A 23,456-nucleotide genomic window follows, 5' to 3' on the forward strand; every position below is an offset into this window, starting at 1 on the left:
GATCTTGTGGCTTGGTATTTATTCGCTATCGGGCAACTGGCAAAGAGACGAATGATCATGAACCGGAATGGTAGCCAAAGAGACAGATAAAATCGCCCGGGAACTATCCAAATATACATAACTCACAGGAGAGACAACAGCGTGACATCAGCTGACATCTGTGGGACGTCTTCAGAAATCCGAAAGCTGCTCAGATTCGTGATTCCCAATGCGGCGAAGCGAACAGGGACGTGATCAGACAAGTGATCACAGTCTCGAAAACTCTTCGACAATCTGTCTTTGGAGAAGTTCAGTCCCCGTGGCCAGAATTTCTGGCTGGTAAAGATCAAAGCGTTGCCCGCCCAATTGGCTGACAACTCCCCCGGCTTCCCGAACCAGCAGCACCCCAGCCGCCATGTCCCAGGGCTTCAGACTGGATGACCAGAAGGCTTCAATGCGGCCTGCCGCCAGATAAGCCAGATTCAAGGCCGCTGACCCTGTTCGCTGCACCGTTTGCGATTTTCCGATCATGCTTAGAAAACGCATGACGGCTGGATCGGTGGAGGAAGTCGCCGTTGGAAGACTGGCAATGCACATGGCATCTGCAATTTCAGTGACAGGCGACGAGCTTAATCGATGCCCATTCAGAAAAGCCCCGCGCTGCTTGACGGCTGTGAACAGATCGTGGCGAGTCGGGTCATAGATCACGCCGACAATCAATTCCCCATCATATTCGAGGCCAATCGAGACGGCATAATAAGGGAAGCCGTGAACATAGTTGGAAGTGCCATCCAGTGGATCAACGACCCACTGATAAGGGGAGGCGGTGGACTTGGTCGCCAGTTCCTCTTCACCCAGAAAATTATGATCGGGAAAATCCCCCAGCAGCGTGTCGTGAATTAGTTTTTGCGAAGCAAAGTCGGCTTCTGTCACCAAATTAGCGCGACTTTTTTCAGTCACGGTAAATCGACTACGCCACGACTCCAACATCGCTCCGCCCAAACGGGCCGCCCGGATCGCGGAAAACAGGAGCCGATCCAGAGTTTCGGAACCGGGAATTTCGGAACCGGGAATTTCGGAACCGGGAATTTCGGAACCGGGAATTTCGGGGGGCAGCATGCTGTATTCTTCCCTGTTGGCAGCTGTGTTTGGAATTCGGCAGGTAAGGCCGGAACTGTCATGAACCACGAAGAGGGTTCCCGTTATTTTTCCCGAAACGTAAAGCGCCCGCAAATCTACTACAACCCACTTAACCGAAGTGACCTCTCTTTTTTCACCAGAACTCCATGATGACAAAGAGGAGGATTTCTCAAAACAACGTCACCATCAGAGAAGGAACTTTTCATCGAGGCGATTTTTCAACCTATGTTTCACGAAGACACATTCTCTGAGAGCGCGGATCGTGCCCTGTCACTGGACAAAGCCCGGTTCGGATTCAAGGCGGGATGGCGAAATGAGAACTCCTCAGATCGACAGGTCAACTCCTCTGAAATAGCGGCAGGGCAAGAGCAATGTTTGATTTGAATCCTCAATCGATGGTGTTTCTCGCGGGCGTTCTGGTGTTGACGACAACAGCCGCTTACACCGATCTGCGCTATTTCCGGATCTATAACTGGTTAACGCTGCCTGCTTTTGCTCTGGGATGGGTTTACCAATTGGCCTTCCATGGGCTTCCTGGCCTGGCCGATGCGGGTTTGGGTTTCGCAATTGGGTTTGGACTGTTCTTCTTGTTGTTCACCATTGGTGCCAGCGGTGGCGGCGACACCAAATTAATGGGCGCTCTTTCGGTCTGGCTGGGATGGAAGCTGACACTTTACACAGTTGTGCTGACAATTCTGTTCGTGGCGGTTGGTTCTGTCCTGATGTTGCTGTGGAGTGTGTTGCGGCGAGGCCTCAACAAAACCCGAGAAGACATCAGAGCAACGGCATTGAAAGACGAAAACGGGAATTGGCGAAAGTCACAGACCGAAAGCCTGCGCCGAGTCGGTGGCCTGATGGCTTATGCCGAACCGATTGCGCTGGCGACCTGGTGTATCTTGTTTCTTGATGCAACCGTACTCCCCGCTGGTCAATTGCGTGGCGAGCAAAAGCCGGTCCAGGGTGCCGTGGCAGCAGTTTCTTCCAACGTGGCATCTGAAGACGCTCCGGCCGACGCAACTGCGGTGATTAATAAGGAACAGACCGCGAATGAAGTCAAATAAGCTGGTCAACAGGCAGCGCGCTTCACGCGGCTTCATCACGATGGAGCTGGCCATAACGCTCCCGATTCTCGGGTTGCTGCTGCTGGCGTTGTTGCAGTTTTCCATGCTGTTTTATGCTCGTGGCCAGATTGTTGAAGCCAGCCGCGCTGGGGCACGGGCCGCTTCGTTACCGGGAACTGATCCCGCTGCTGTCGAAAGCATTGTCCGCAGCGTGCTGAGTCCGGGATTACAAAATGGACTCGAAGTTCAGACTCAACTCTCGGATCAGCCGGGGGAAGTGGTAGCAGTTGGTGTTTCTGTACCAATGACAGCGGCTGCGCCGGATTTGCTGTGGGTAATCGGGATCACATTGGCTGATCAGAATCTTTACTCAGAAACGCGAATGATTCGCGAGTGACGTCAGTCGTCAGCCGAATTGACCGATAGACAGAATGGTGGAGTGATTTGCCGCAAGGGATCGTGGCACTGAAAGAAGGCTGGGAGCCTGGCTTCAATGAAGAGCGCGATATGAAATCGGCTCGCAAAAAGTTTGCCACGGTCTGATTGGCTATTAATGCCAAAATCCCTGCGGAGTATGCTCAAGTGCGTAGATTGACCCCTGCCCTGCTGACGCTTGTCATGTTCGGCGTTGTCGGGCTGCTTGTCGTCGCCTACATCGGCAAGTCATTGCTGGCGCGGGAAGAAAAGAAGCCGGTCATTGCCACGCGCAATGTGCCAATGGCGATTTCCGATATTGAGCCTGGCACGTTGATCACTGAGAACCATATTGGTTTAGGGCCAGTGCAGAACAGTCAGCTCAAACCCGACATGCTGTTGGCCAACCGCGTGATTGTGGGACGTGTTTCACGAACCAAAATTCGCTCGGCAGAACCAATTCGAGCCAACCAGCTTTATCAACCGGGTGAACTTCCGGATCTCAGAGTCGCCGACGGGATGCGAGCGGTCTCAATTGCTGTTGATCAGGCTGTCGGGATTGTCGACGGCATGATCAAACCAGGGAATTACGTTGACGTGCTTTTCACCTTGCAGTCCGAGTCAAATGCTGACCTTCAAGGCGGCCTGACGATGCGACTTTTTGAAGGTGTCAAAGTGATTGCCATCAACCGCAGCTTTACACAAAGCCGGATTGAACGGGGTGCCAATCGCATCACGCTCGAATTGACCCAGGCACAAGCAAATGTGGTGACTCTGGCTGAGTCACGCGGTGCGCTGACGCTGGTCTTTAATCCCAATGGTGCCGGGAATGGAGGATTAGCGCTGACCAACAGTGAACGCGTGACGCTCAATGAAATTCTGGGTTTGGAGGCTCCTTCCCCTGTTGCTCAGCCATTACTGACTGAGATTTACCGGGGGCAGAACCGAAGAATTCAGCATTTCAACAAGCAAGGTCGATTGCTCGATCTCAGTGAACTCCCCCGAGACGATCGTGATCGCGCCCAACAGGTTCTTCCCCGGACTGATAATGTCGATCCTTCAGGACAGGCTCCTGATCGGCCTCGTGCTGACGCTCAACCGCAACGGACAAAGGATCTCTCGCCCACCGCAGTGCGAAACATGTTTGATCGTCGTTAATCTTGTTTTGGGGATTCACGACACAGGTGTGACAAATCAACTGCGACAAGACAGGTCGCGACAGGATGAGCATAGGGTGGCTCGACAAAACGGCGAGCCACCCTTATTTCACGCAGGGAGCCAGTTGGAACTTCGATGCACTTGCTTCCATCACAACGCTTACCGCATGTTCATAGGCGCGGCTTTCTGACGCCTGCGTTTGCCTGCGCTCTGGTGGTGGTGATGTTGATGCTGGCGCTGATTTGTGATCGCTTGTGGGTTGAAGCGGCCCGGGTGGAACTTCAATCAGGTGCTGAAGCCGCTGCGCTGGCTGCCGCTCGAAGTCTGGCCAGCGATGAAATTCTCAAGGATGATGTGGATCCCACTTATCTGGAAACCGCACGTTATCAAGCGGCTCATATCGCCGGATTGAACCTTGCTGCTGGCGAACCGATCCAGTTAGCACAGGGTGCTGGTGAAGACATTCGCATTGGCCATCTGGCGGGTGTTGATTCAACCGCTGCCAATCAGTCGTACTTGATGAAATCCGATTCACCAGGCCTGGTAAACTCCACGATCGATTCTTCCGGCACCACAGCCTCGCATCCTGATGACAACGTGGTGACTTCACGAACAACCCGGTTTGTGGAAAGCGAAGAGTCACCCGGCAGTGTGGTTGTTTTCGCCGAGCGGTCAAGATTTCGAGAAAATCCCGTGGGGCTGTTTGTCAGTGGAGCAACGGGACTGCCTTGGGCAGATGTGAAGACTCATGCTGAAGCGAGCATTCTGGCTCCGGTCGTTGGATTACGCCCGCTCTCTGGAGCAAGGGCACCCATGCTGCCCATGGCGATTTTGCGAAAAGATCCCAGCGGGACAATCGATCAGACATGGCAGAAGGCCATCACCGAAAATGGTGGCCCGGATGAGTGGGCCTACGATGAAACCACCGGCCGATTGACGCGAGGGGAAGATGGTTTGCCAGAGATGACGCTGACATTCGGACTGCCCAGTTCATCCAGCAACACCATCACCAATGCGCTACTGCTGAAACTGGGAATTGATACTGCCGATGACCAGATCCCCATCCAGATTGCAGAAGGGATCACACAGGAGCAGCTCTCAGAATGGAATGGCGAGATTCGTTTGCCCACTGAAAAAACACGCAAAGCGCTGATCACCTCCGAATTATCAGAAAATGCTGCCAAAGAGAACACTGGTGAAGATGGCACAGGTGAAGAGAGCACAGGTGAAAAACCACAAGACTCCATCGCCGGGTTTGATGCAACATCCTCTCTCTCTGACAACGAGACAGAAGGCCATGAATCAGCTGTCTCTCCCGCTGTTTCCGGCTCAGGAACCGGGATTCCTTTAATCATGAACGCGACCCTGGAAGACCTGAACACCTCCGAACGTGATGCTTTATCCGCAATTGTCGGGCAGTCCCGCGTGGTGATTCTGTTCGACCCGGCAGCGTTACCGAACGATAAAAAAACTTCTTCTGACAGAAAAACATCCGTTTCATCAAGTTCTGGAAGCAAGAAAAATCAGGATCTTCAGATCAATGCCATGACGCTGGCTGTTGTCAGAATTCTTAAGGTAGAGGACGCCGCAGGTGGTCGCTGCCAGGTGACCGTTCAACCGGCGGTGATCGCGACTCGCACCGCCATTGTTGATTCGCCAGATCCACGAATTCGCGTGACGGCTCCCCAGTATTTGTATCAATTGCGACTGACCAACTGATTGATTCATTCGATGTGAGATAATGCTTGGTGGAAATCACCCGGCATCGTGTCGTGAGGATATAAAAATGATTGCTGACATGCAGACTCCTGTCGACGGCCGTTCGAGCGACGCCCGGCGTACGTTCGAGGTTCTGAAAACGCGACTGCATCGCCAGATGGTTGATGCCATCGATCTTTCCAAAGCCAGCCAGCTTCCGGAAGCTGACTTGCGTGCACAGCTTCGTTCGCTGGCCAATCATCTTTGTCAGCAACAGGAAGCCAACCTTCCAGCAGCCGACCGCGACGTGATGGTGACCGCCATCATGGATGAGATTTATGGCTTCGGCCCGATCGAACCATTGATGTCCGATTCTTCAGTGACGGACGTGCTCATCAATGGTGCAGAGACCATCTTTGTGGAACGCAATGGTCTGATTGAACGAACCGATATTCGTTTTGCTGACGATGCGCACTTGATGCAGTTTATTCACCGGATGGTGGGACGCACAGGACGTCGTATTGACGAAGTCTCCCCGATGGTGGATGCCAAGCTGCCAGATGGCTCGCGTCTCAATGCGGTCATTCCTCCATTGGCACTGCGTGGCCCGACGGTTTCCATTCGCCGATTCAAATCAAAGGCCGTGGTCTTTGAAGACATGGTGCGTATGGGCTCGCTGACACAGGAAATGGCCGACTTTCTGATTGCCGCTGTTCGCGGACGGTTGAACATTGTTGTCAGCGGTGGCACCGGCGCCGGAAAAACGACCATGCTGAACAATATCTCGCGGTTCATTCCGGAGACCGAACGTGTGGTGACGATCGAGCAAACCGCTGAACTTCAGTTGCAGCAGAAAGATGTGGTTTCTCTGGAGACCCGCCCGCCAAATATCGAAGGACGCGGGGAAATCACTCAACGCGATCTTCTTAAAAACAGCTTGCGTATGCGTCCTGACCGTATCATTGTGGGCGAAGCTCGAGGCGGTGAAGTGCTCGATATGCTGCAAGCCATGAACACCGGCCACGATGGCTCAATGAGCACCATCCACGCCAACGATACTCGCGACGCTCTCGACCGGATGGAGTTAATGATTGCTTTGGCCGGTGTTGATCTGCCACATAGCGTGGCTCGGCAGTACATCGCCAATGCGGTGCAGATTCTGGTGCACATCACCCGCCTGGGGACAGGTGAACGTAAAGTGATGCGTGTGAGCGAATTGAATGGCTACGAAGATGGTCACTACCGTCTTGAAGATATTTACGTCTACCGCATGACTGGCGTGGACTCGAACGGTCGTGCCCGTGGATCGTTCTATGCCACAGGCTATGAGCCAGAAATTCTCAAGCGATTAGCAGCACGCGGCCACGAAGTTCCCAACATTCAGTTCCATGCCCGGGAACTGGGGGGAACATCCGATTCAAGTTCCTACTCCTCTTGAAGCTCCCCCTTGCTGCTAAAAGTCAATGACATGACAAAGAGCGAGTCTGTCACTGGAATTGATCATCGTGATATTTAGCAGGTCGGGTTTTCAGATCGGGTTTGTTTAGCCTCATGAAGGCAATGTGAGTTTGTTATGGCAACATCCACCCTTGATCGATCAAGACAGACTGCTGACTTTTCGGGGATCATGCGACCTCGTGAGGAGTTTGCACAGCCCGGCAAAGAAGGCTCGGGCGAACGTCTGAACCGCTGGTTTGATCAATTAATGTTGCAATCCGGCCTGGGAATCTCCCCCGCCGTGGTCTTGATGCTGTGCCTGTTATGTGGCCTCACTCTCGGTGGGGCGATTTTTGTGTTTCAAGAGAATTTTCTGACAACAGCGCTGGCAGCGGTGGTTGGATTTCTTTTGCCGATCTTCTTCCTGATGTTCACACGCTCCCGTCGACAGAACCAGATGCTGGGGCAACTTCCTGCGATGTTAGAAGAATTGGCACGGGCCGCAACAACGGGACGCAGTATCGAGCAGTGCCTGCAATTGATCGCAGCAGACACTCCTTCCCCTTTAGGTGATGAACTGCGTTTGGGGGTTAAACGCATGCAGATGGGGATGCCTCTGAGTGATGCTCTGGCAGATCTCCCTGACCGGACTGGCCTGATGACTCTTCGGCTCTTTTGCATGACACTCAGTATTCATCAACAGACCGGTGGCGATCTGGTGGGAGTCCTGGAGCAGCTCTCAAGAACGATTCGTGATCGATTGCAATATCTGGGTCGCCTGCGCGCCATGACCGCTGCCAGTCGGGCCACAGCTTTGCTGATGGTGGTTTTGCCTCCCGGAGTGCTCGTCTTTTTTACCCTCCGTGATCCCGATTATTTCGCCAAATTGATGGGAAGTTCCTGGGGACGCAATGCCACTTTGCTGGCGTTCACATTAACCATTCTCGGCACCATCTGGGTGCTCCGGATCCTGCGGGACAGCCAGCGAACATAATCCTTCATTGGTAACCGGAGGGGCGCAACTCGATTCGCATCGCCTCTTCGCCCATTGATTTTCAGCAAATAAAGTTTTGACCATGACGAATCCTGGTCTTCAGCCAGGCAAGGAATAGACGATGCTGCCACCCTCCATTCTCAATCTGCTGTATGCAGCGATGGGCCTTTTGGCCATCGTGATTTGCTATCGCTATTTCATGAAATGGTGGAACTCGCGAAAGCGTGCCAAGGGGACTCGAACAGGCGCGGCGACAGGCACAGCGTCTGGCAATGAAGAATGGTCACTGGCTAAAGTTGATGCCGATAATGAGCCTGGGGAGCTTGCCCCTTCAGTCAAAATGGAGACAAAATCCAGCAGCAACGTCAACAGCGGCAGCAACAATATTAGCGATAGCAGCGAAAGTCTTGATCCTGGACTTAAAGGCGTTAGCATCCTCAAGTCATACTCGACCAGTTCGATCAGCCCTTCCCCAATTTCTCCTTCAGTGAATCGGGAAGCGAGTTGGAAGGATGAGCGGCTGTTTGTCAATTCGGCAAGTACCTACGCCGACCAAACCCGAGGTTTACCAAGAGTTCTGGCTGATGAAGTGCCGGGCGTTCCTTCTCAAGATCTGGCGTTCGGATCGATCACCTCGTCATTAGCTTCGCTTCTTCCTGACATGGGAGGTGCAAAGAGCGAAATTCGTTCAGATCTCTATGCGGCTGGCTATTATCAGCCTCATGCTCTGATGAATTTCTCGGCGATTCGCTATCTCGCGATGATTCTGCCGATGCTATTTTGTGGTGTTCTGCTTCTATTGGTGCCGCCACGATTTGAGCCGATGGTCATTGGGGCGATTATTTTAATGCCGATTCTGGGGTGGTCGCTTCCTCGACTGTTCCTGAGAAACAAAGCGCGTGACCGCCGCACTGAGATTGAAAAGGCGATGCCGGATCTGCTGGACATGTTGAACATGTGCGTCAGTCAGGGCATGACTGTTCCCACGGCACTGCAACGAATTCAAAGCGAGATGAAAGGGGCGTATCCGGCTCTTGAACAAGAACTGCGGATTATCTCCGAGCAGTCTCGCATTGGTTCTCCTGAAGTGGCACTCAAAAACTTCAGCCAGCGGGTTGACGTCCCCGAAGTGCACTCGTTTACCTCGTTGCTGATGCAGACATCCCGGATGGGGACAAGCGTGAGTGGAGCATTGGCCGATTATTCAGAGACCATGCGTGAGAGCCTTAAGCAGCGGGCTGAAGAAAAAGGGAACCGTGCCACATTCCGTCTGTTGTTTCCCACAGTGCTATGCCTGATGCCGGCTGTGTATCTCTTCTTGATGGGGCCGGCTGTCATCGAACTGTCACGATTCTTCTATGAAGGGGGACGCGATGGGTTGGATACCGGATCGCAGGCTATCCAGCGAATCAATAACAACAATCGGGCTAGAGTCGATAACCCACCTGGTCAGCAGCCGTTCTAAGAAAAAAGTACCAATTCAGAGTGTTTTTTCAGCTTTTGCGATCACCTGATAATTTTTAAAGTGTCATCTCAGTGTGGCACAACTGACCAGGTGGTTCTCCGAAATCGTTGACGATACGCATGATTTGTGATTGATCCTCAGTTTGACTTGCATCATTTGGCCAGAACACTAAACTACCCCCACGCATTCCCCGATAGCTCAACCGGTAGAGCGCCGGACTGTTAATCCGTAGGTTCTTGGTTCGAATCCAAGTCGGGGAGCTTTTTCGACCATTTGAAGAACCGATCCAATTTCGGTCAACACGAGTCCGTCCGAAGCACTTGTTTTGGACGGACTTTGGTTCTTTTTGTCCAGCGCAATCCGCCGCTGTCCTGTTTGCTTCTGGAAATAATTTCAGGGCATATGTTCCAGCGTCTTTTTTCTCGGTCGTGGCCGTCAATTCCACAACCTCAATGAAGTGCTGCAGAATCAGCTGCTGCTCATCCGCGGAAGCCCGGTCAAGAATCTCGGCGACTCCCTGCCATGTTTGCAAAAACTTCCGCGCCTGCTCGTTGATCCGTTCAATCGGGCGTTGGCGGTCGGCCAGTCTCCGTAATTCAAGAACCAGTTGTTTGTCTTACGACTCCAGTCGCGCCAGCTCTTCTTTGATGCTCGCCAGTGCGTCGACCCCTATGGACTTGAGCACTTCCAACAATCGGTTGATTTCGCCCCGTATCTTCGGGAGAAAGAGCAGTTTAGCGCCAGAGAACAATATCGCAATCCGACTTTTTCAGCACCCTGCCAGTGCGCTACAGTTAAGAGGGGAATCGCTTTAGAATTCGCCGACTGGGACACCATCAGCTTTGGACAGAATATTTTGCCAGAGTGAATTGTTCATATTCTCAGAGAGAAAACGAACAGAGCCATCTGAGAACAGGGCATGCGCGCCGCCGGTGTGGGCTGACAGGATCTTTGTATTACGAGCGGCTGTCGTTGTATTACCCGTATCACCGAGTTCAAAGTTGATATTCACTCGAACTGTTGTGATGCCATGTGACCATTGATTTCCACCAGCAGAACCTCCATTCCAAAGACCGCCGGCATGGCCAAATGCCCGGCAATCCTTTGTGGTCGTTGTGCATGAAGGGTCAGCGCTTGATTGTTCTGCGACCATGACCGTGTTTGAAGTGCCGTCTGTGATCTTGGCAAGATTAACGGGAGGCTGAAGAACTGGAGTGGCATCAGTGCTCGAATTGCCATGGAATGCAGATGACAAAGTGATGACACCACTCCAGCTTTGCCACCCTCCGGTTGGTACTCCAAGCCAGTGAGATGGGGAGTGGCGGCTATTTGTCGCCGGATCCAGGACAGATCCCGAAATGCCTGCGTAATCTGAAATCTGAATTGACGCCGTCGTGGTGGTGGGTAGTGAGAGGGCAGCAGCTGTCACGCTGTTGACAGTATGTTGTTTTGTCGTAGGCAGAGGGTTCGACGGGCAATTCACTCCAGGAATGTGTGTGGTGGTCATGGTGACCCAATTTCTGGTCACACCGTCCTGGGTACTGAAATCATTGGTGTTGATAAAATCCAGTGAATTAAATGCTGGCCCCTGATCCAACATCGGCAGTATCCGAACCAGCCATGAGGTTGATCGGATCACAGCAGGCCCAGGAATGGGCGTCTGAGGGAAAGCGGCAAACGGGAACTGGCGACTGGTCTCGTGATAGTTATGTAGCGCCAGGCCAATCTGCTTGAGGTTGTTACGGCACTGGGTTCGTCTTGATGCCTCACGCGCCTGCTGCACCGCCGGAAGGAGCAGGGCGATCAGAATGGCAATAATCACAATGACGACCAGCAACTCAATCAATGTGAAGCCGCGATGCTTGCTGATCATGACCCAGTCTTTTAAGCCGTAGTGTTAATGAATATAAACACAGGAGTGTTCTGGTTGATGATGCTATGCGAGTGGCAAAGTCAATGCTAGTGGTTTATCGATATGATTTTGGCAGTTTTTGATTTTTCTATCATCACATCGATCGCTGGGAGTGATTCGGTGGGCCTGAAAACTTGTTTTATCGCATAGAATTCGGGGTGGTGTCTGGCTTGCCAGTGAAATCCGCGTTCGTTGACAAAGGGTCTCGGGGTCACGGCTACGAAGGCCCGGCTACGATTCACATCTCGGGAAGTTCCAGTTGTCATCTGAGCCGTACGATGAAGAAACGACGCCAGCGTCGCAGTGCGATTGAACCGAAGATCGGCCATTTGAAGCAGGATCATCGAATGGGCCGCTGTTTTCTGCGAGGACAGACAGGCGACGCGATCAACGCGGTGCTGGCGGCTGCGGGAAGTAACCTCCGCAAACTGCTGGGGCGGTTGTTTTTTGCCTGGATTTTGAACGTGTGGTGGGAGTTCACCAGCCGCATCCGCCCCACAAACCCGATGAAAATCCGTCTCCAACCAGCCTAAAGCCGACCAAAGCCCCTCTCCGCCGCGACTAAAATCCTCATCATACCTTCAACTGACTTTTTCAGGCTCGACTCTTTGGGAAAGATGGGGCTTTGATGACTTATGAGGAACCCCAGCTACCTGCCAATCCCGCTGTATCCAATCTGATCGATCATCCCACACATCCCCGGCCACCATCTCTGACAGTCGGTATTACACGATTTGACTGCTGCCGACTGTCAGAAACTGATGCGGCACATTCAAAGAAGAGGGGGCTTTTCATCGTAAAATCTGTCATCATCGAGTATACTCGACACTTGGGCCAACTCCTCGTGATCACGAAGGATTCGCTCCATGTATATTCTACTTGATCTCGACATCAAAACCGTTCAACCAATAAGCGCACGAGAGAAGTTTTGCCAATACCTTTTGGAAGAGGGATGGGTACAGAGCCGCCGCATTCCCAGATGGTATAAGCTACTTCGTGGTGATGGACTTCCCTTGGCTGCGAACATCGTAGCGAGAACCGAAGTGACAATGCTGGCCACTGCTGCTGGCGCTACTTGTTACGAGGCGACTGTTCGTTCTGGAGAGATCACTAAAATGTCGTGGAAAGAGCAACAACATCATGCGTGATTGTTGTCCTCTTCGTGACCGTACCAGAGACATCAGAATGAACTGACATTGATTCATTCCGCAGGAGGAATAAGGTGCTCGGAGTCTTCAGTTTTTTCCGCTAACATAGCCGCAATGTCGCCAGCTGCCAGGGGCACTGTTGATGCAAAGTTGTTTCTTGGTATCAACACGTGGAACCCACCAAAAACGTTTTTTGTTGGGGCAACGACATCTAATGTAACGTTCAGTTCTGCCGCCATCAGAAATGCGGGCAAGAGATCCAGTGAATGATCGTTTATACTGGAAATGGATGTGGCATTGATCGCCGCAAAAAGCGATCCCCATTGCGTTGATGACCACGTTTTTTCGTGAGCAGTAAGAGTCAGCACCAGTTGATCTGCGCTGCTTAACCCCATGTTGATTTGAATAACTAAATCATCACCATCCAAATTTGAGATTCGACTTAGAAGAAGAGAAATCAAGGCGACAAGCCGTGGAGCATCACTAACGACCGTCATATCTGATGGAATTTCACCTGGCTCAACCCTGACGCCTTCTGGTGTCTCTAAATGTTCAAACAGATCAATCGATTTATTCAGGATGCTTTTTGCGTTGAGTTCTTCGATAAAAATGGGCTCTATCGGCGATACCTGGTTAATCATCCTGGCCAATCGAGTGAGAAACTCCAGTTCGACAGCGCCTGTCGCTGTAATGGCTAACGAACATGAGCGATCCAGGTCGTTCGGACTCATGCTTTTAGCAATCCGAGAGTAGTCAAGGAAACCATTAATCGCGCGGGGATTCCACCTCTCTACGGCAGCACACAAACCGAGCAATCCTCGATTGGCATTCCGGTGAGACAACTGTTGCCAGACGAATGCCTTTTGAGCCAGCAGTTCCTCATGACTGGCTCGAAGCTGGAAAAGATCAACTGACTGTCTCAGTAAGATTCTCAGCGCATCAAAATCCCACGGTTTGGTCACATATTGGTAAGCGCCTCCCGTGTTGACAGCGGCAATCGCACTGGGCAAGTCTGAATATGCCGTTGTCAGGATTCTGACAATCTGTGGATAATGTTTGCGGGAGTAATCAAGAAGATCCACACCCTGTTCGCCTGGCATCCTCTGGTCAGTCAACAAAACGCCGATTGGTTTGCTGGAAGTGTCCAGCAACTTCCGGGCATCAGCAGCGTTTAAAGCGGTGACTATTGAGAATTCATCGGAGAACATACGATCAAAATATTTGAGAGCGGGTGCCTCATCGTCAACATATAACACATGCAGTGGTTTGGCCGGAGAGTTAGGCGACATTGGCGGTTTCCACATTTGCGGCAGGAAGAGAGAAAAGGAATTCGGTAAACGATCCAAGTTGACTATCAACGTCGATCGTCGATTCATATTGGGTCAGAATTGTATGGCAGACAGAAAGGCCCAGGCCAGTTCCTTTGCCGACTTCTTTCGTTGTGAAGAACGGCTCAAAGAGACGAGCACGCACGGCTGCTGACATTCCGACCCCATTGTCGCGGACAGTGATTACCACTCGATCGTTATTCTGGAAGGCGTGAACTTTGATTGTTCCTTTTTGATCGCCAAAACGTTCGGTAACTGCGTGAGATGAATTTGTCAGCAGGTTCACGAAAACCTGCACAACATGACTTTCCACCACCATCACCTGAAGCCCGTCCGGAATATCGATCACGACTTCACAGTGGTTTAATTCATGGGAAACGAAACGGCGGGCCAGTTCCACGACTCGTACGATTGCGACAGGACTGCGTGCCGAAGCTGCGTCTGGATAGGCGAAAGATCGTAGGTCACGGGTAATATCTCCAATACGATGCAAGCTGGCCGCCACGTCATCAAGTGACTCTCCAAAGAGAGCTTGATTAGAGACCTGGCCCCGATTCAACAAATTCTTCGCATAAGTAATTGCCATCTGGGCATGGTTGACCGGATTGTTAAATTCATGTAACAGGCCCGCCGCCAGACTACCAATAGCGTTCATCTTCTCCGACTGAATGAGGCGTGATTCAACTTCTTTTCGCTCAACAATGGAGCGTTCCAGTTCCGTTGATCGCTCTCTAAGACTTTTTTGTGATGAGGCCGCAGCAATGAGATTCCGGCAGCGAGTAGTCAGTTCTGTGGGGCTGAATGGCTTGGTAAGAAAATCATCAGCACCCGACTCAAGCATCTTGATCTTAAAGGAATCATCCACGTTTGCAGTAAGAACAAGAATCTTGGTGTCAAATGTTCGACCTGACGAACGCAATGCCTGAGCGACTTCAAGTCCTGTTTTCCCAGGCATCATGGCATCCAGAACGAGTAAGTCTGGATGATTCTGTTCCACTTTTGCAATGGCTTCGTCGCCATCGAGACAGGCGATGACTGTCCCCTGTGTTTCCAGAATCCTGCCAAGACATTGCCGCATGTCGGCATCGTCGTCGGCAAGTACGATTGTCGCATCTCCTCCTGCCAGGGGAGACACTAAACCATTGGAACTATGCTCAGCGGGGGATGAGCCATGACGTGCAGAAGCGAGTGCAGCCGCGCGACGGAGGTCGGCCCAGCCATCAAATGCGGGTTCATCCATAAGCTTGGGAGGGGCATTGGCAGCCGGGAACTTGACAGAGACCCTGGTTCCTTGCCCTGTCTGGCTTTCCAGCACAAGCTCGCCATCATGAGCCTCGACAATTTCGCGAACCAGCGACAGTCCCAGTCCCAATCCCTGATATCTACGTGACTCCGAATTATCAACTTGAACAAAACGCTGTCCGAGTTTTGGCAAGTCAGTGGCTTCCATGCCAATTCCAGAATCTGACACATCAATAATCGTCCATTCAGGACTGGCGGTGGCAGCGACTGTGACCGATCCCCCTTCAGGGGTAAATTTGATCGCGTTTGAGAGCAGGTTCAGCAAAACACGTTCAACAAGATAGTCATTTGCGTCAATCGGAATACTCTGCGAGGACAATTCCAGAGATAACGAAACACCCTTTCCGCGAGCCAGCGGCTGTGCAGATTCAACAAGCGTTCGTAGCTGTTCATCGACATTGTAGCGAAATTTGATCACGGAATGAGATGACTGGTCAAAGCGAACAAGTTCAAGAAGGTCATTGATCAGCCCTAACAACCGCAGGCTTCCTTGCTGGATAAAACTCAAAGCCTCTCTCATCGGGGGAGCTAAACGTTCTTTCGGCCAAGACAACATTTCCTCAACAGGAGCCATGATAAGTGTCAGCGGCGTTCTTAGTTCATGACTGATGTTGGCAAAGAACCTCCCTTTCATTTCGTCGACGGCGGTCAGTTCCAGATTACGCATCTCCAGGTCATGCCGAAGATCAAATTCGCGACGCCTGGCGAGTGAATAGATATGGCAAGCCGTGGCACAGATGATGGATGTCATCGCAATGAAGATCGAGTTCATCACCAGAGCATCCACTCGTAATGGAACACGGGTGTGAGCCAGACAGGCAAAGAGATACATCCCGAGTACTCCCGAACAAAAGCCAAGAGCCTGCCAGGCGTTGTAAGGAAGTAGTACACAAGTTCCCAGAATGGTCAGATTCAATCCTGCGTAAAAAGGTGAGATCGAACCATCTGTCACATAGAGCATCCAGGCAATGGCGGCCGTTGGAGAATAGGCCCATATGGTACTCAGCAGCCCGAGGGGAGCCTTTGTCGGTGCGATGATAAGGATTGTTAAAACAATCCCGACGACAATCTCACAAATGATCCGCGCCCACAGGATGGGATAAAACGCTTCAGGATAACCTGCCAGATCCAGCAAAATGCCAGCCGGCATTAATGTCAGCGTCAGGACACAGCCAATGCGCGTCCGGCGTAACCACAGGTCACGCTGCGTTTTCTGAAAATCAATCTCATGCTCTGATTCTGAAGTCATGCTGACATATCTCTTTCAAGCGGCTTCCTGACTTCAAGAAACAGGTTCTCGCCGGTTGTGTCGTCATAGACAACGCATTCCGCACCATCTGGAACCATCGCACGCATTCCGTTTTCATCACGAAGAACCAGAGTCCATTCGAGAATATGCTCCATGAAGCCCCGACTCGGATGCTTCACATGCACGTTGGTAACCAGCACCGTTCCTCCTGGGGCCAGGGAATCATAGAAAAGCTCAACCAGGCGCTGGCAGACAGGATCGCTGAGATAGTCGAATAATCCCGCGCAATAAACGAAATCAAACTGCCCTTTGGGGAAGGGAGGAGCATCTTGCATTGTTTCGAGGAGATCATGAATTGATCGCCTCGTGAACTTCACCTCAATGCCGGACTTGGTGTTCAGGAGAAGGCTGATTAGCGCCGATTTCGTGTACTCAAGCGCCTGTGCATCGAAATCAAGCAGTTCGAGATTCGTCCGATTCGCTCCTTCGTTCGCTTGAACAAACCTCTGCACTTCGACGGCGGGGCCGCATCCGACATTCAGCACACGAAAACGGTGGTCTGGATTCCTATGCTGTGTTGAAAGTTCGGTGAGCTTGCCAAGCAGAATTTCTATACGGTTCCGATGGGCTTGAGCGGTAGAGATTTTCAGTGGAAACGCGTTGACAACCCTGGCATATGTGCTGGTTCCTTCCCATCCATTGCTAACGATCATGTTCACCATCTGGTAATCGCCAGCATATCCCAGAGGTTTCGAAAACGTGCGATGAATGTAGGGCGAACACATCAGAAGTGGGTGGAGTTCCCTCTGGACAAATGACTTATGTGTGTTCACGACCTTTCGATCGACTTGTTTCACCACTTGCTCGAACTGTTCAAAAAGTTCATAGAACTTGGGGAGTGCCTGGCTTGCGACATCTTCGGTGAATTCTGTGACCAAACTGCTTGTTGGTGGCAGTTCGCTCAATCCTGTCACGACTTCACTGTGCGACAACCAGCGGCTCAGGTCACCCAGAAAATTGCGAATTGTCGTGACCATTTGCTGGTATGTTGGCTCAAGTCGCTGATTGGATGTCGTCCAGTCTGTCAAAAAGTTTTCGACTTCTTTTCGCAGTGCCGGGCCAGGATTCATATCTGTTAAATCGGCCCATGGTTCAACCAGCGAAGCGGAAACCACTGCCAGGAGTCCCGTGTTAACCAGGGTCGTGACAACGGCACGCCCCTGATAGATCGGGCGATCCCCACGGCGAATCACCACGTGCTGCAGAACCTCACTCACCTGGACAATCGAGTAGGGGTTGTAGACCTCGAATACTATCGCCGCTCGGCTCAACCGTAGAATTGTTCCGACAGCAGCTGTCCCTTGGCAGTTTTTGAAACTGACGACATTGTCGGCGGTAAGTTTTCCGACTTTCGCCATCGTTAATTCCCCAGTGGTGATGTGGACTAGAAAATTCAGAATTTAGTACATCGGTACGGTTTCTAAATCACGAGGGCGACGAATTGTCTGCGGGTCAAAATCATCATCCAGAACCTGGACTTGTGCAAGATGGTTGATGTGAAAACCGCAAACCTGATGATGCAATGATGAATGAGCGAAAACTCTCCATTGTTTATCGCTCAGTTCGATTGATAGTGGAGAAGAGAGCGTTGACCAGGATGCATGGTCTTTTTGTGAAACAACCCAGAGACGAGCTTTCTTCTGTGTTTCAATCGATTTCAGAAGGGCCACCACGCATTGCTGCTTAATGGAATCTTCAGAATGTGAATCAATATGCACAGCCCTCAGCACTCTCTGAACAAATATTCTTTGGTCAGTGGTGAGACCATTCAAAATCTCTGCGGCAAAGGCATCCGTCAGCAGTTTGATTTCAGACAATGTTCGCAATGGTGAAGAAAGGATCGCCATAAGCAGCATTGAGGCGTTTCCGGGATTGATTTTGGGAATCTGGAACTTGGACTTCATAAACCAGACGCCACCATTGTCGGCCTGATGCACAATCGGTAATCCCACATCCCGAAGCAATGCAATATCGCGAAAAATTGTCCGACGGCTGACTTTTAGATCAATTGAGAGGTCAGCCACGCTTCTCCGACGCCCCGATTGCAGCAGCATGACAAGCTGCAGCACACGTTCAAGTCGTTCTGTGATTCCATTTTTTTGATGCATGCTGAATTCTGGCCCAATTCATTCAGGATCACTGCTCACAAAAAGGAATCTTGCAACAACAGACTTCACATGTCCACTGAAACGAAGAGTCTGATGGTGAAGTGTGCCCCGTTTTTCAGATCACGGAGACCATTTCTCTGAGCCTGTTTTCAAACAGATGACTGATGTTTTGTGAGCCGTCGGACATCCGTTGGATCATGCAGAGGTGAATCAGCGCCTTGGTCGTTTGAGGCCGCTGTTCATCGTCTTTGCTGAAGCGTGGCGTGATCGAAATCCAGTCGAACGCCCGCTCGACGTTCCACTACTTGGGCAGAATCACAAATCCTTTGACACCGACCAGCCGCAGCACAGCTTGCAAAATCCAGGCAAACGTCCCGCGCGATCAGGCCGGAAGTCCCTAACGGCCATAAGGTGCAAGTTCCCGCTGCCATCTTGCGCGCCCGACTGGCGAGTGGTGACCTTCCAAGGGTGACCTTCCACGACACGAGAAGAACGCTCTCCATAGACCGTAAATCTTGCGAGCAAATGAGCGGCCACAATTCCAGAATTTCTCAGCAGGACTTCGAGAAAACGGCTTTCAACCTAGTCGAATGAAGCAGGGGCCAATCGCGAAACTCTGGTAAATGTGCAATCGCCATTGGGGCGGTCTTCTACTTGGTGTCTCCGCTGGATGAGAAACCGGATTTGATACCCGTGTTCGAATTTACGGATGATGTTTGCAGCGTAGGGTCTCACTCAGGTGAGATCTTATTCAGGGGCTTTCTGGTCAGGGCCAGTTTTACAGAATGTCTTCCGCTTTCTTCGTCCAGACGAATGGTTTCGGATTCGCATGGTGATAGTCGATGTACTATTTCACCACCAATTCCAATGCTTAACGCTCTTGAACACACGATTGCGAATACGGTTCGGAGTAATGTCTCAGAACCAACGTTTAATCACATCCAGCCACGAACTGCTGTTCGGAATAAAATGGATGTGGAAGCGTTTGTGCCGCTTCAGTCAGTTTGTCACCTTGGGGTGTTTATGAAGTGGTGTCGTTATCAACGATCAGGTGCAGATCCAGTTATTGTGACGAAGTTTCTGCTTCGATCTTCTTTAGGAACTTGACCCACTCCTGATGACGATACCGCGGCGTCATGTGCAGCGTCCCACGTTTGAACTTGGCGGTAAAATCATGACGACTCTGGGACATGCAATGCCCTCCTCACTGGCAAGAACAAGGTCTTCTCCCAGCGACCACCACTCGTGGGGAAGTCCAATACGTGTCCGGCGGCGCGAGCAAGCGGCAGGGTGAACCTGACGCTTGCTCAATGACCACAAACGAACATTGGCTCTTATCGTGAGGCCAAAGCCTCCATGAGATAAGCATGTGGGTCATGTCATTCCTGGAGAGAGCAACATGATCAGTCGTACTCCTCGCCTTCAGGGGGATCGAGGCGAATGAACAGCCAGTTTTCAGTCGTTTTTGTATCGAAATGGGCCAATACGGGGACTTCACTTTGAGTGAGATTGTATAGTCCCGTTTCGATCACAAGATCATCCGTACTGCCAATGCGGAAGGCCACGCGCTGAGTTTCTGAATCGACTTGTCCCTGAACAGCTGTTGCTTCTTCTGTATCCGCATTAAACAAAGTGCCACCGATAATACCTGTTCGAGTGACTGCCAGCTGGATGCTCCAAGCCCCTGAGGTATCATCCTTACTGGTGGAGATTGCGAATGTCCCCAGCGGCATCCATTCAACGTTTGCAGCCTCTTCATCATTGGCCGGAGGCGGAACGGTAGCCAGCACCGCGGCGCTCTCAGCGAATTCCTCTGGCGTCGCGACAGTTTGCCCGTTGATGACCACACTGTTCGATGTGAACACCACATTCCCGTTGGTGCCGTAATCGAAAAAGACTGGTTGCGCCCACACAACAGCTGGAGGGGGCTGACGCCAGGCAAACCATGTTGCAAAACTTGTCCAGACCGGAACTCGCCACCAGAATCCGGGATTATGCCATGTATTCCAACGGTGGAAATGCCAACCACCCCATGCGTGGGGATGGCCCGCCCACCATGTCGGGCCAAACCAATGACGGTGAACGTGGTTGAATCGCCACGACGAACGAACTCCTCGTCCCCAACCATTCCAGTAATCACGGCGGTGAGGATGGTTATTCAGCCAGTTCCCCATTCCAGGATGATTAGGCCCTGGACGAATGGCGTTCCCCCAATTATTCCGAATCACGTTGATTTGATTGTTGTTGATATTCACCCAATTGGGCCGGTTGTTGATATTGATATTCCCAGGTCGACCGGGCCGGGGACGATCTTCGGGACGCGACCAATCGGGACGGTTTCCGGGCCGATCTCCGATACCAGGACGATTACCGGTTCCGGGCCGATCTCCAATGCCGGGTCGATCTCCAATGCCGGGACGATCCCCAATGCCGGGACGATCCCCAATGCCGGGACGATCTCCAATGCCGGGACGATCTCCAATGCCGGGACGATCCCCAATACCGGGACGATCCCCGATGCCAGGGCGATCCCCGATGCCGGGACGATCCCCAATACCGGGACGATCCCCGATGCCGGGACGATCCCCGATGCCGGGACGATCCCCGATGCCAGGACGATCCCCAATGCCAGGACGATCCCCAATGCCAGGGCGATCCCCAATGCCGGGACGGTTACCTGTTCCAGGGCGAGAAGGAGGGTCTGTGGGGCGAATGGGGCGTTGCATGCCCAGAAAATCACCTAAGTCACCAGGCGAAGGGCGCGCTCCCCCACCAAGGCCAGGCCGGCCAGTGGCCACTCCGTCACCGGGTCGCGTGATACCGGGCGGCGTGATACCTGGCCGGGAAATATCTGGGCGAGTCACATCTGGTCGGCCAGTGCCCGGACGAGAGAGATCTGGCCGGTTAACTCCTGGGCGATTTCCCCCCAGGTCTGGACGGTTGATATCTGGACGGTTCCCTCCCAAGTCTGGACGGTTGATACCTGGACGCGAGTTATCTGCTGTCGGCAGGCTGGGACGTGTGGCACCCGGCAGGTTATTGCCGGGGCGGTTAATGCCTCCAATTCCTCCGGGTAGCGATGTCCCAGGCGTGGTTCCCCCTGGGCGATTTCCTCCGGGCTGGTTAATGTTGGGGCGATTTCCTCCAAGGTCAGGTCGGTTGGCGGTGATATTGCCTGGAGGTGTTGGGCGAGCTTGAGGCACGCTGGGACGAGTTTGAGGGAGATTGGGGCGATTTTGTGCCACATTCCCACCTGTAACCGGCCGATTGGGCAGCGTTGGCGTGGTTGGCCGGCTTGGCATCGAGGGGCGATTGACTGGTGCGGAAGGCCGACTGACATTCGGACGATTCAACCCGGCTGTAGGTAGCGAATTGGGCCGATTGGCTGGAGCTGAAGGGCGTGCAGCGGGTGCCGACGGACGTGCAGCCGGCGCAGAAGGCCTCGCTGCCGGTGCGCTCGGGCGAGACGGCATGGATGGCCTGGCTCCACCACCACCTGATGGACGTGAAATATTGGGGCGACCACCGCCTCCTCCTCCTCCACCACCACGGCCGCCAATCGCAAATGCAGGGTCAAGCGTTGCCAGAGCCGCACAAAACGTGAGCAAAGATGTGATGTATTTTTTCATGTTCATGAATTCCTGAAAATGACGAGATCGATCGAAGTGCTCTCAAAACGATTCATCACTTTGCGGGAACTGCCTCGGACGCAGGAACATCCACCATCTCTTCATTGACCCGGACAACACGAATTTCCCCTGTCGAAGGGAGTGGCACACTGGCAATCTCGCGTCCCACGGCTTCTATCGTGTAAGCATCCCCAGATTCCGGACGCAGAATTTGTCGTGATGACCCTCGGGTCCCATCAGCCAGCGTCATGGTATTGCGAATTGTCCATTCGCCATCATTGAGCGTCCAGATCCCTTCGCCGAAGCTTCCATCGGATTCAAAGTTCCAGGAACGAACCGTCTTTCGATGAGCATCCCAACCGATGATCTGGCTCCCTTCGTGAGAAACTTCATCACCAACTTGTACTTTATAGGAGCGGATCAGGAAGGCTTCCTGGCTTGACCAGCGGACAGTGGTTTCGATCGAGACTCCCTCGTTTTCATCTTTCCAGCTTCCGACCAGCCAATCGAGACTTTTCAAAACGGACTTGCCGCTGACATCGGTTGTTTCTTTCACAGAATCGAGCCGCCAGATTTCTTCCCCTTTGTCAGTGGAGGCCTCTTTCACCAGCACCGCTTCAAAGGTGGCAACGTCCGGCTCTGAATCAGGAGAACTCGTGCTCGCCAATCCTGTGATGAAGTGCACATCTTTTGTGATCGGGCGAATCTCTTGCAGGTTGATCGACAGGCGAATTCCTGGAGTGTTCTTAAAAACCTCTGCAAAAGCCTCTTTCAGTTGCGTGGTTCCAGAGAGCCGCACACCGGCGGTGACATCAACATATTCCCCTTCCTGCCGCCAGAGCTTAATAAGATCCTCAACGTTGTGGGCGTTATAGGCACTAATATAAGACTCAGTGAACTTGGCTGCGGGAGAAGAAGCCCCCTCATCCTCTGGCGAAGCAGCGGTTGGTGCGGCAGGCTGTACTACTGGTACAGGAGCAGCGGGCAATGGATTTACGGGTACTGGAGCAACTGGCTGCGAAGCTACGGGCGCGGGTCTGCCAGGGATTCGCGCAGGTGCCTGGCCTTGTGCAAAGGCTGTCGAAAGAGCCATGTTGCCCAGAATCAGTGTCGGCACGAAAATCTTCAATGCCGACCGCAGTTGGGTGGTCGCTCCGAGAAACAAACCACCTTGACCGACAATTCGAGTGCGCAAAGACATTGTTTGAATCATAGTTCGGTTCTCTTGTGATCGGCGAATCAAGGAAGACTTTCTGTTTTTCATTGACAGAGCTTGGTCTGGCATATTGATCAAGCCCATGAGATGTGTCGAGGGTGCAAGGAATTCGAGACGAAACAGAATTTTTAGTATTTGCTCATTGGGCAAGACGTGCC

19 protein-coding genes and 1 tRNA gene are annotated in these 23,456 nt (G+C 52.3%); 11 read left to right on the forward strand and 9 right to left on the reverse strand.

Annotated elements, in window-relative coordinates; all coding sequences use genetic code 11:
* Window positions 1–246: 246 nt before the first annotated feature.
* Window positions 247–1,098, reverse strand: a complete 852-nt coding sequence (locus tag SH287x_RS08480; RefSeq protein WP_479518266.1) for an inositol monophosphatase family protein — start codon at window positions 1,096–1,098, stop codon at window positions 247–249.
* A gap of 392 nt (window positions 1,099–1,490) precedes the next feature.
* Here SH287x_RS08480 and SH287x_RS08485 point away from each other — a divergent pair, with 392 nt between their 5' ends.
* The 8 genes from SH287x_RS08485 to SH287x_RS08520 all read left to right on the forward strand — a co-directional run bounded on the left by SH287x_RS08485 (window position 1,491) and on the right by SH287x_RS08520 (window position 9,606).
* Entirely contained in the window at window positions 1,491–2,180 is a 690-nt protein-coding gene (locus tag SH287x_RS08485; RefSeq protein WP_479518267.1) for an A24 family peptidase, read from the forward strand.
* Window positions 2,167–2,577: a TadE/TadG family type IV pilus assembly protein gene (locus SH287x_RS08490; protein WP_479518268.1), complete on the forward strand. Its 411-nt coding sequence runs from the start codon at window positions 2,167–2,169 to the stop codon at window positions 2,575–2,577. The genes SH287x_RS08485 and SH287x_RS08490 overlap by 14 nt, the downstream gene beginning before the upstream one ends.
* A 185-nt stretch (window positions 2,578–2,762) precedes the next feature.
* Window positions 2,763–3,752, forward strand: coding sequence for a Flp pilus assembly protein CpaB (cpaB, locus tag SH287x_RS08495; protein ID WP_479518269.1), 990 nt, complete (start codon window positions 2,763–2,765; stop codon window positions 3,750–3,752).
* Between the two features lie 135 nt (window positions 3,753–3,887).
* Entirely contained in the window at window positions 3,888–5,471 is a 1,584-nt protein-coding gene (locus SH287x_RS08500; RefSeq protein ID WP_479518270.1) for a pilus assembly protein TadG-related protein, read from the forward strand.
* A gap of 67 nt (window positions 5,472–5,538) precedes the next feature.
* Window positions 5,539–6,888, forward strand: coding sequence for a TadA family conjugal transfer-associated ATPase (locus tag SH287x_RS08505; RefSeq protein WP_479518271.1), 1,350 nt, complete (start codon window positions 5,539–5,541; stop codon window positions 6,886–6,888).
* A 135-nt stretch (window positions 6,889–7,023) separates the two neighbouring features.
* Window positions 7,024–7,881 (forward strand): type II secretion system F family protein, encoded by an 858-nt coding sequence (locus SH287x_RS08510; protein ID WP_479518272.1) that lies wholly within the window; start codon window positions 7,024–7,026, stop codon window positions 7,879–7,881.
* A 121-nt stretch (window positions 7,882–8,002) separates the two neighbouring features.
* Window positions 8,003–9,346 carry a type II secretion system F family protein gene (locus tag SH287x_RS08515; RefSeq protein WP_479518273.1) on the forward strand — a complete coding sequence of 448 codons (1,344 nt, stop codon included), beginning with the start codon at window positions 8,003–8,005 and terminating at the stop codon, window positions 9,344–9,346.
* 187 nt (window positions 9,347–9,533) lie between these two features.
* Window positions 9,534–9,606 (forward strand) — tRNA-Asn (locus SH287x_RS08520).
* A gap of 551 nt (window positions 9,607–10,157) precedes the next feature.
* On the opposite strand, the gene SH287x_RS08525 is transcribed toward SH287x_RS08520, so the two are convergent.
* Window positions 10,158–11,219 carry a DUF1559 domain-containing protein gene (locus tag SH287x_RS08525; protein WP_479518274.1) on the reverse strand — a complete coding sequence of 354 codons (1,062 nt, stop codon included), beginning with the start codon at window positions 11,217–11,219 and terminating at the stop codon, window positions 10,158–10,160.
* Window positions 11,220–11,536: 317 nt separating this feature from the next.
* Between SH287x_RS08525 and SH287x_RS08530 the strand changes: the two genes are divergently transcribed.
* Together SH287x_RS08530 and SH287x_RS08535 are read left to right on the forward strand one after the other, a co-directional pair.
* Window positions 11,537–11,791, forward strand: coding sequence for a transposase (locus SH287x_RS08530; protein ID WP_479518275.1), 255 nt, complete (start codon window positions 11,537–11,539; stop codon window positions 11,789–11,791).
* 333 nt (window positions 11,792–12,124) lie between these two features.
* Complete coding sequence (locus SH287x_RS08535) at window positions 12,125–12,406, forward strand: hypothetical protein (RefSeq protein ID WP_479518277.1); 282 nt, start codon at window positions 12,125–12,127, stop codon at window positions 12,404–12,406.
* 53 nt (window positions 12,407–12,459) lie between these two features.
* On the opposite strand, the gene SH287x_RS08540 is transcribed toward SH287x_RS08535, so the two are convergent.
* The 4 genes from SH287x_RS08540 to SH287x_RS08555 are packed head-to-tail and all read right to left on the reverse strand — an operon-like array spanning window position 12,460 to window position 18,453.
* A complete protein-coding gene (locus tag SH287x_RS08540; RefSeq protein WP_479518278.1) occupies window positions 12,460–13,695 on the reverse strand; it encodes a response regulator in 1,236 nt (411 codons plus the stop codon).
* Window positions 13,685–16,285, reverse strand: coding sequence for an ATP-binding response regulator (locus tag SH287x_RS08545; RefSeq protein ID WP_479518279.1), 2,601 nt, complete (start codon window positions 16,283–16,285; stop codon window positions 13,685–13,687). Before SH287x_RS08545 ends, SH287x_RS08540 begins: the two co-directional genes overlap by 11 nt.
* Window positions 16,282–17,703, reverse strand: coding sequence for a class I SAM-dependent methyltransferase (locus SH287x_RS08550; protein WP_479518280.1), 1,422 nt, complete (start codon window positions 17,701–17,703; stop codon window positions 16,282–16,284). The genes SH287x_RS08545 and SH287x_RS08550 overlap by 4 nt, the downstream gene beginning before the upstream one ends.
* 42 nt (window positions 17,704–17,745) lie before the next feature.
* The gene (locus SH287x_RS08555; protein ID WP_479518281.1) at window positions 17,746–18,453 is read right to left on the reverse strand and encodes a helix-turn-helix transcriptional regulator; all 708 of its coding nucleotides are present in this window, start codon (window positions 18,451–18,453) and stop codon (window positions 17,746–17,748) included.
* A gap of 636 nt (window positions 18,454–19,089) precedes the next feature.
* Here SH287x_RS08555 and SH287x_RS08560 point away from each other — a divergent pair.
* On the forward strand, window positions 19,090–19,560 hold the full coding sequence (locus SH287x_RS08560) for a DUF1232 domain-containing protein (RefSeq protein ID WP_479518682.1): 471 nt from the start codon (window positions 19,090–19,092) through the stop codon (window positions 19,558–19,560).
* On the opposite strand, the gene SH287x_RS08565 is transcribed toward SH287x_RS08560, so the two are convergent.
* The 3 genes from SH287x_RS08565 to SH287x_RS08575 form a co-directional block, all read right to left on the reverse strand.
* Window positions 19,517–19,645: a hypothetical protein gene (locus tag SH287x_RS08565; protein ID WP_479518283.1), complete on the reverse strand. Its 129-nt coding sequence runs from the start codon at window positions 19,643–19,645 to the stop codon at window positions 19,517–19,519. The genes SH287x_RS08560 and SH287x_RS08565 overlap by 44 nt on opposite strands.
* A gap of 211 nt (window positions 19,646–19,856) precedes the next feature.
* Complete coding sequence (locus tag SH287x_RS08570) at window positions 19,857–22,082, reverse strand: mu-protocadherin- cell-suface protein (protein ID WP_479518284.1); 2,226 nt, start codon at window positions 22,080–22,082, stop codon at window positions 19,857–19,859.
* A 55-nt stretch (window positions 22,083–22,137) separates the two neighbouring features.
* Window positions 22,138–23,283: a hypothetical protein gene (locus tag SH287x_RS08575; RefSeq protein ID WP_479518285.1), complete on the reverse strand. Its 1,146-nt coding sequence runs from the start codon at window positions 23,281–23,283 to the stop codon at window positions 22,138–22,140.
* Between the last annotated feature and the right edge of the window lie 173 nt (window positions 23,284–23,456).

It is taken from the genome of Planctopirus sp. SH287 (assembly GCF_056500625.1).

Coding starts and splice junctions, on each gene's coding strand:
- SH287x_RS08565 (WP_479518283.1), bottom strand. CDS start 19,645: ATGTCCCAGAGTCGTCATGATTTTACCGCCAAGTTCAAACGTGGGACG.
- SH287x_RS08535 (WP_479518277.1), top strand. CDS start 12,125: ATGTATATTCTACTTGATCTCGACATCAAAACCGTTCAACCAATAAGC.
- SH287x_RS08515 (WP_479518273.1), top strand. CDS start 8,003: ATGCTGCCACCCTCCATTCTCAATCTGCTGTATGCAGCGATGGGCCTT.
- SH287x_RS08540 (WP_479518278.1), bottom strand. CDS start 13,695: ATGTCGCCTAACTCTCCGGCCAAACCACTGCATGTGTTATATGTTGAC.
- SH287x_RS08550 (WP_479518280.1), bottom strand. CDS start 17,703: ATGGCGAAAGTCGGAAAACTTACCGCCGACAATGTCGTCAGTTTCAAA.
- SH287x_RS08545 (WP_479518279.1), bottom strand. CDS start 16,285: ATGACTTCAGAATCAGAGCATGAGATTGATTTTCAGAAAACGCAGCGT.
- SH287x_RS08570 (WP_479518284.1), bottom strand. CDS start 22,082: ATGAAAAAATACATCACATCTTTGCTCACGTTTTGTGCGGCTCTGGCA.
- SH287x_RS08555 (WP_479518281.1), bottom strand. CDS start 18,453: ATGCATCAAAAAAATGGAATCACAGAACGACTTGAACGTGTGCTGCAG.
- SH287x_RS08530 (WP_479518275.1), top strand. CDS start 11,537: ATGAAGAAACGACGCCAGCGTCGCAGTGCGATTGAACCGAAGATCGGC.
- SH287x_RS08485 (WP_479518267.1), top strand. CDS start 1,491: ATGTTTGATTTGAATCCTCAATCGATGGTGTTTCTCGCGGGCGTTCTG.
- SH287x_RS08490 (WP_479518268.1), top strand. CDS start 2,167: ATGAAGTCAAATAAGCTGGTCAACAGGCAGCGCGCTTCACGCGGCTTC.
- SH287x_RS08525 (WP_479518274.1), bottom strand. CDS start 11,219: ATGATCAGCAAGCATCGCGGCTTCACATTGATTGAGTTGCTGGTCGTC.
- SH287x_RS08505 (WP_479518271.1), top strand. CDS start 5,539: ATGATTGCTGACATGCAGACTCCTGTCGACGGCCGTTCGAGCGACGCC.
- SH287x_RS08510 (WP_479518272.1), top strand. CDS start 7,024: ATGGCAACATCCACCCTTGATCGATCAAGACAGACTGCTGACTTTTCG.
- SH287x_RS08480 (WP_479518266.1), bottom strand. CDS start 1,098: ATGCTGCCCCCCGAAATTCCCGGTTCCGAAATTCCCGGTTCCGAAATT.
- SH287x_RS08500 (WP_479518270.1), top strand. CDS start 3,888: ATGCACTTGCTTCCATCACAACGCTTACCGCATGTTCATAGGCGCGGC.
- SH287x_RS08575 (WP_479518285.1), bottom strand. CDS start 23,283: ATGTCTTTGCGCACTCGAATTGTCGGTCAAGGTGGTTTGTTTCTCGGA.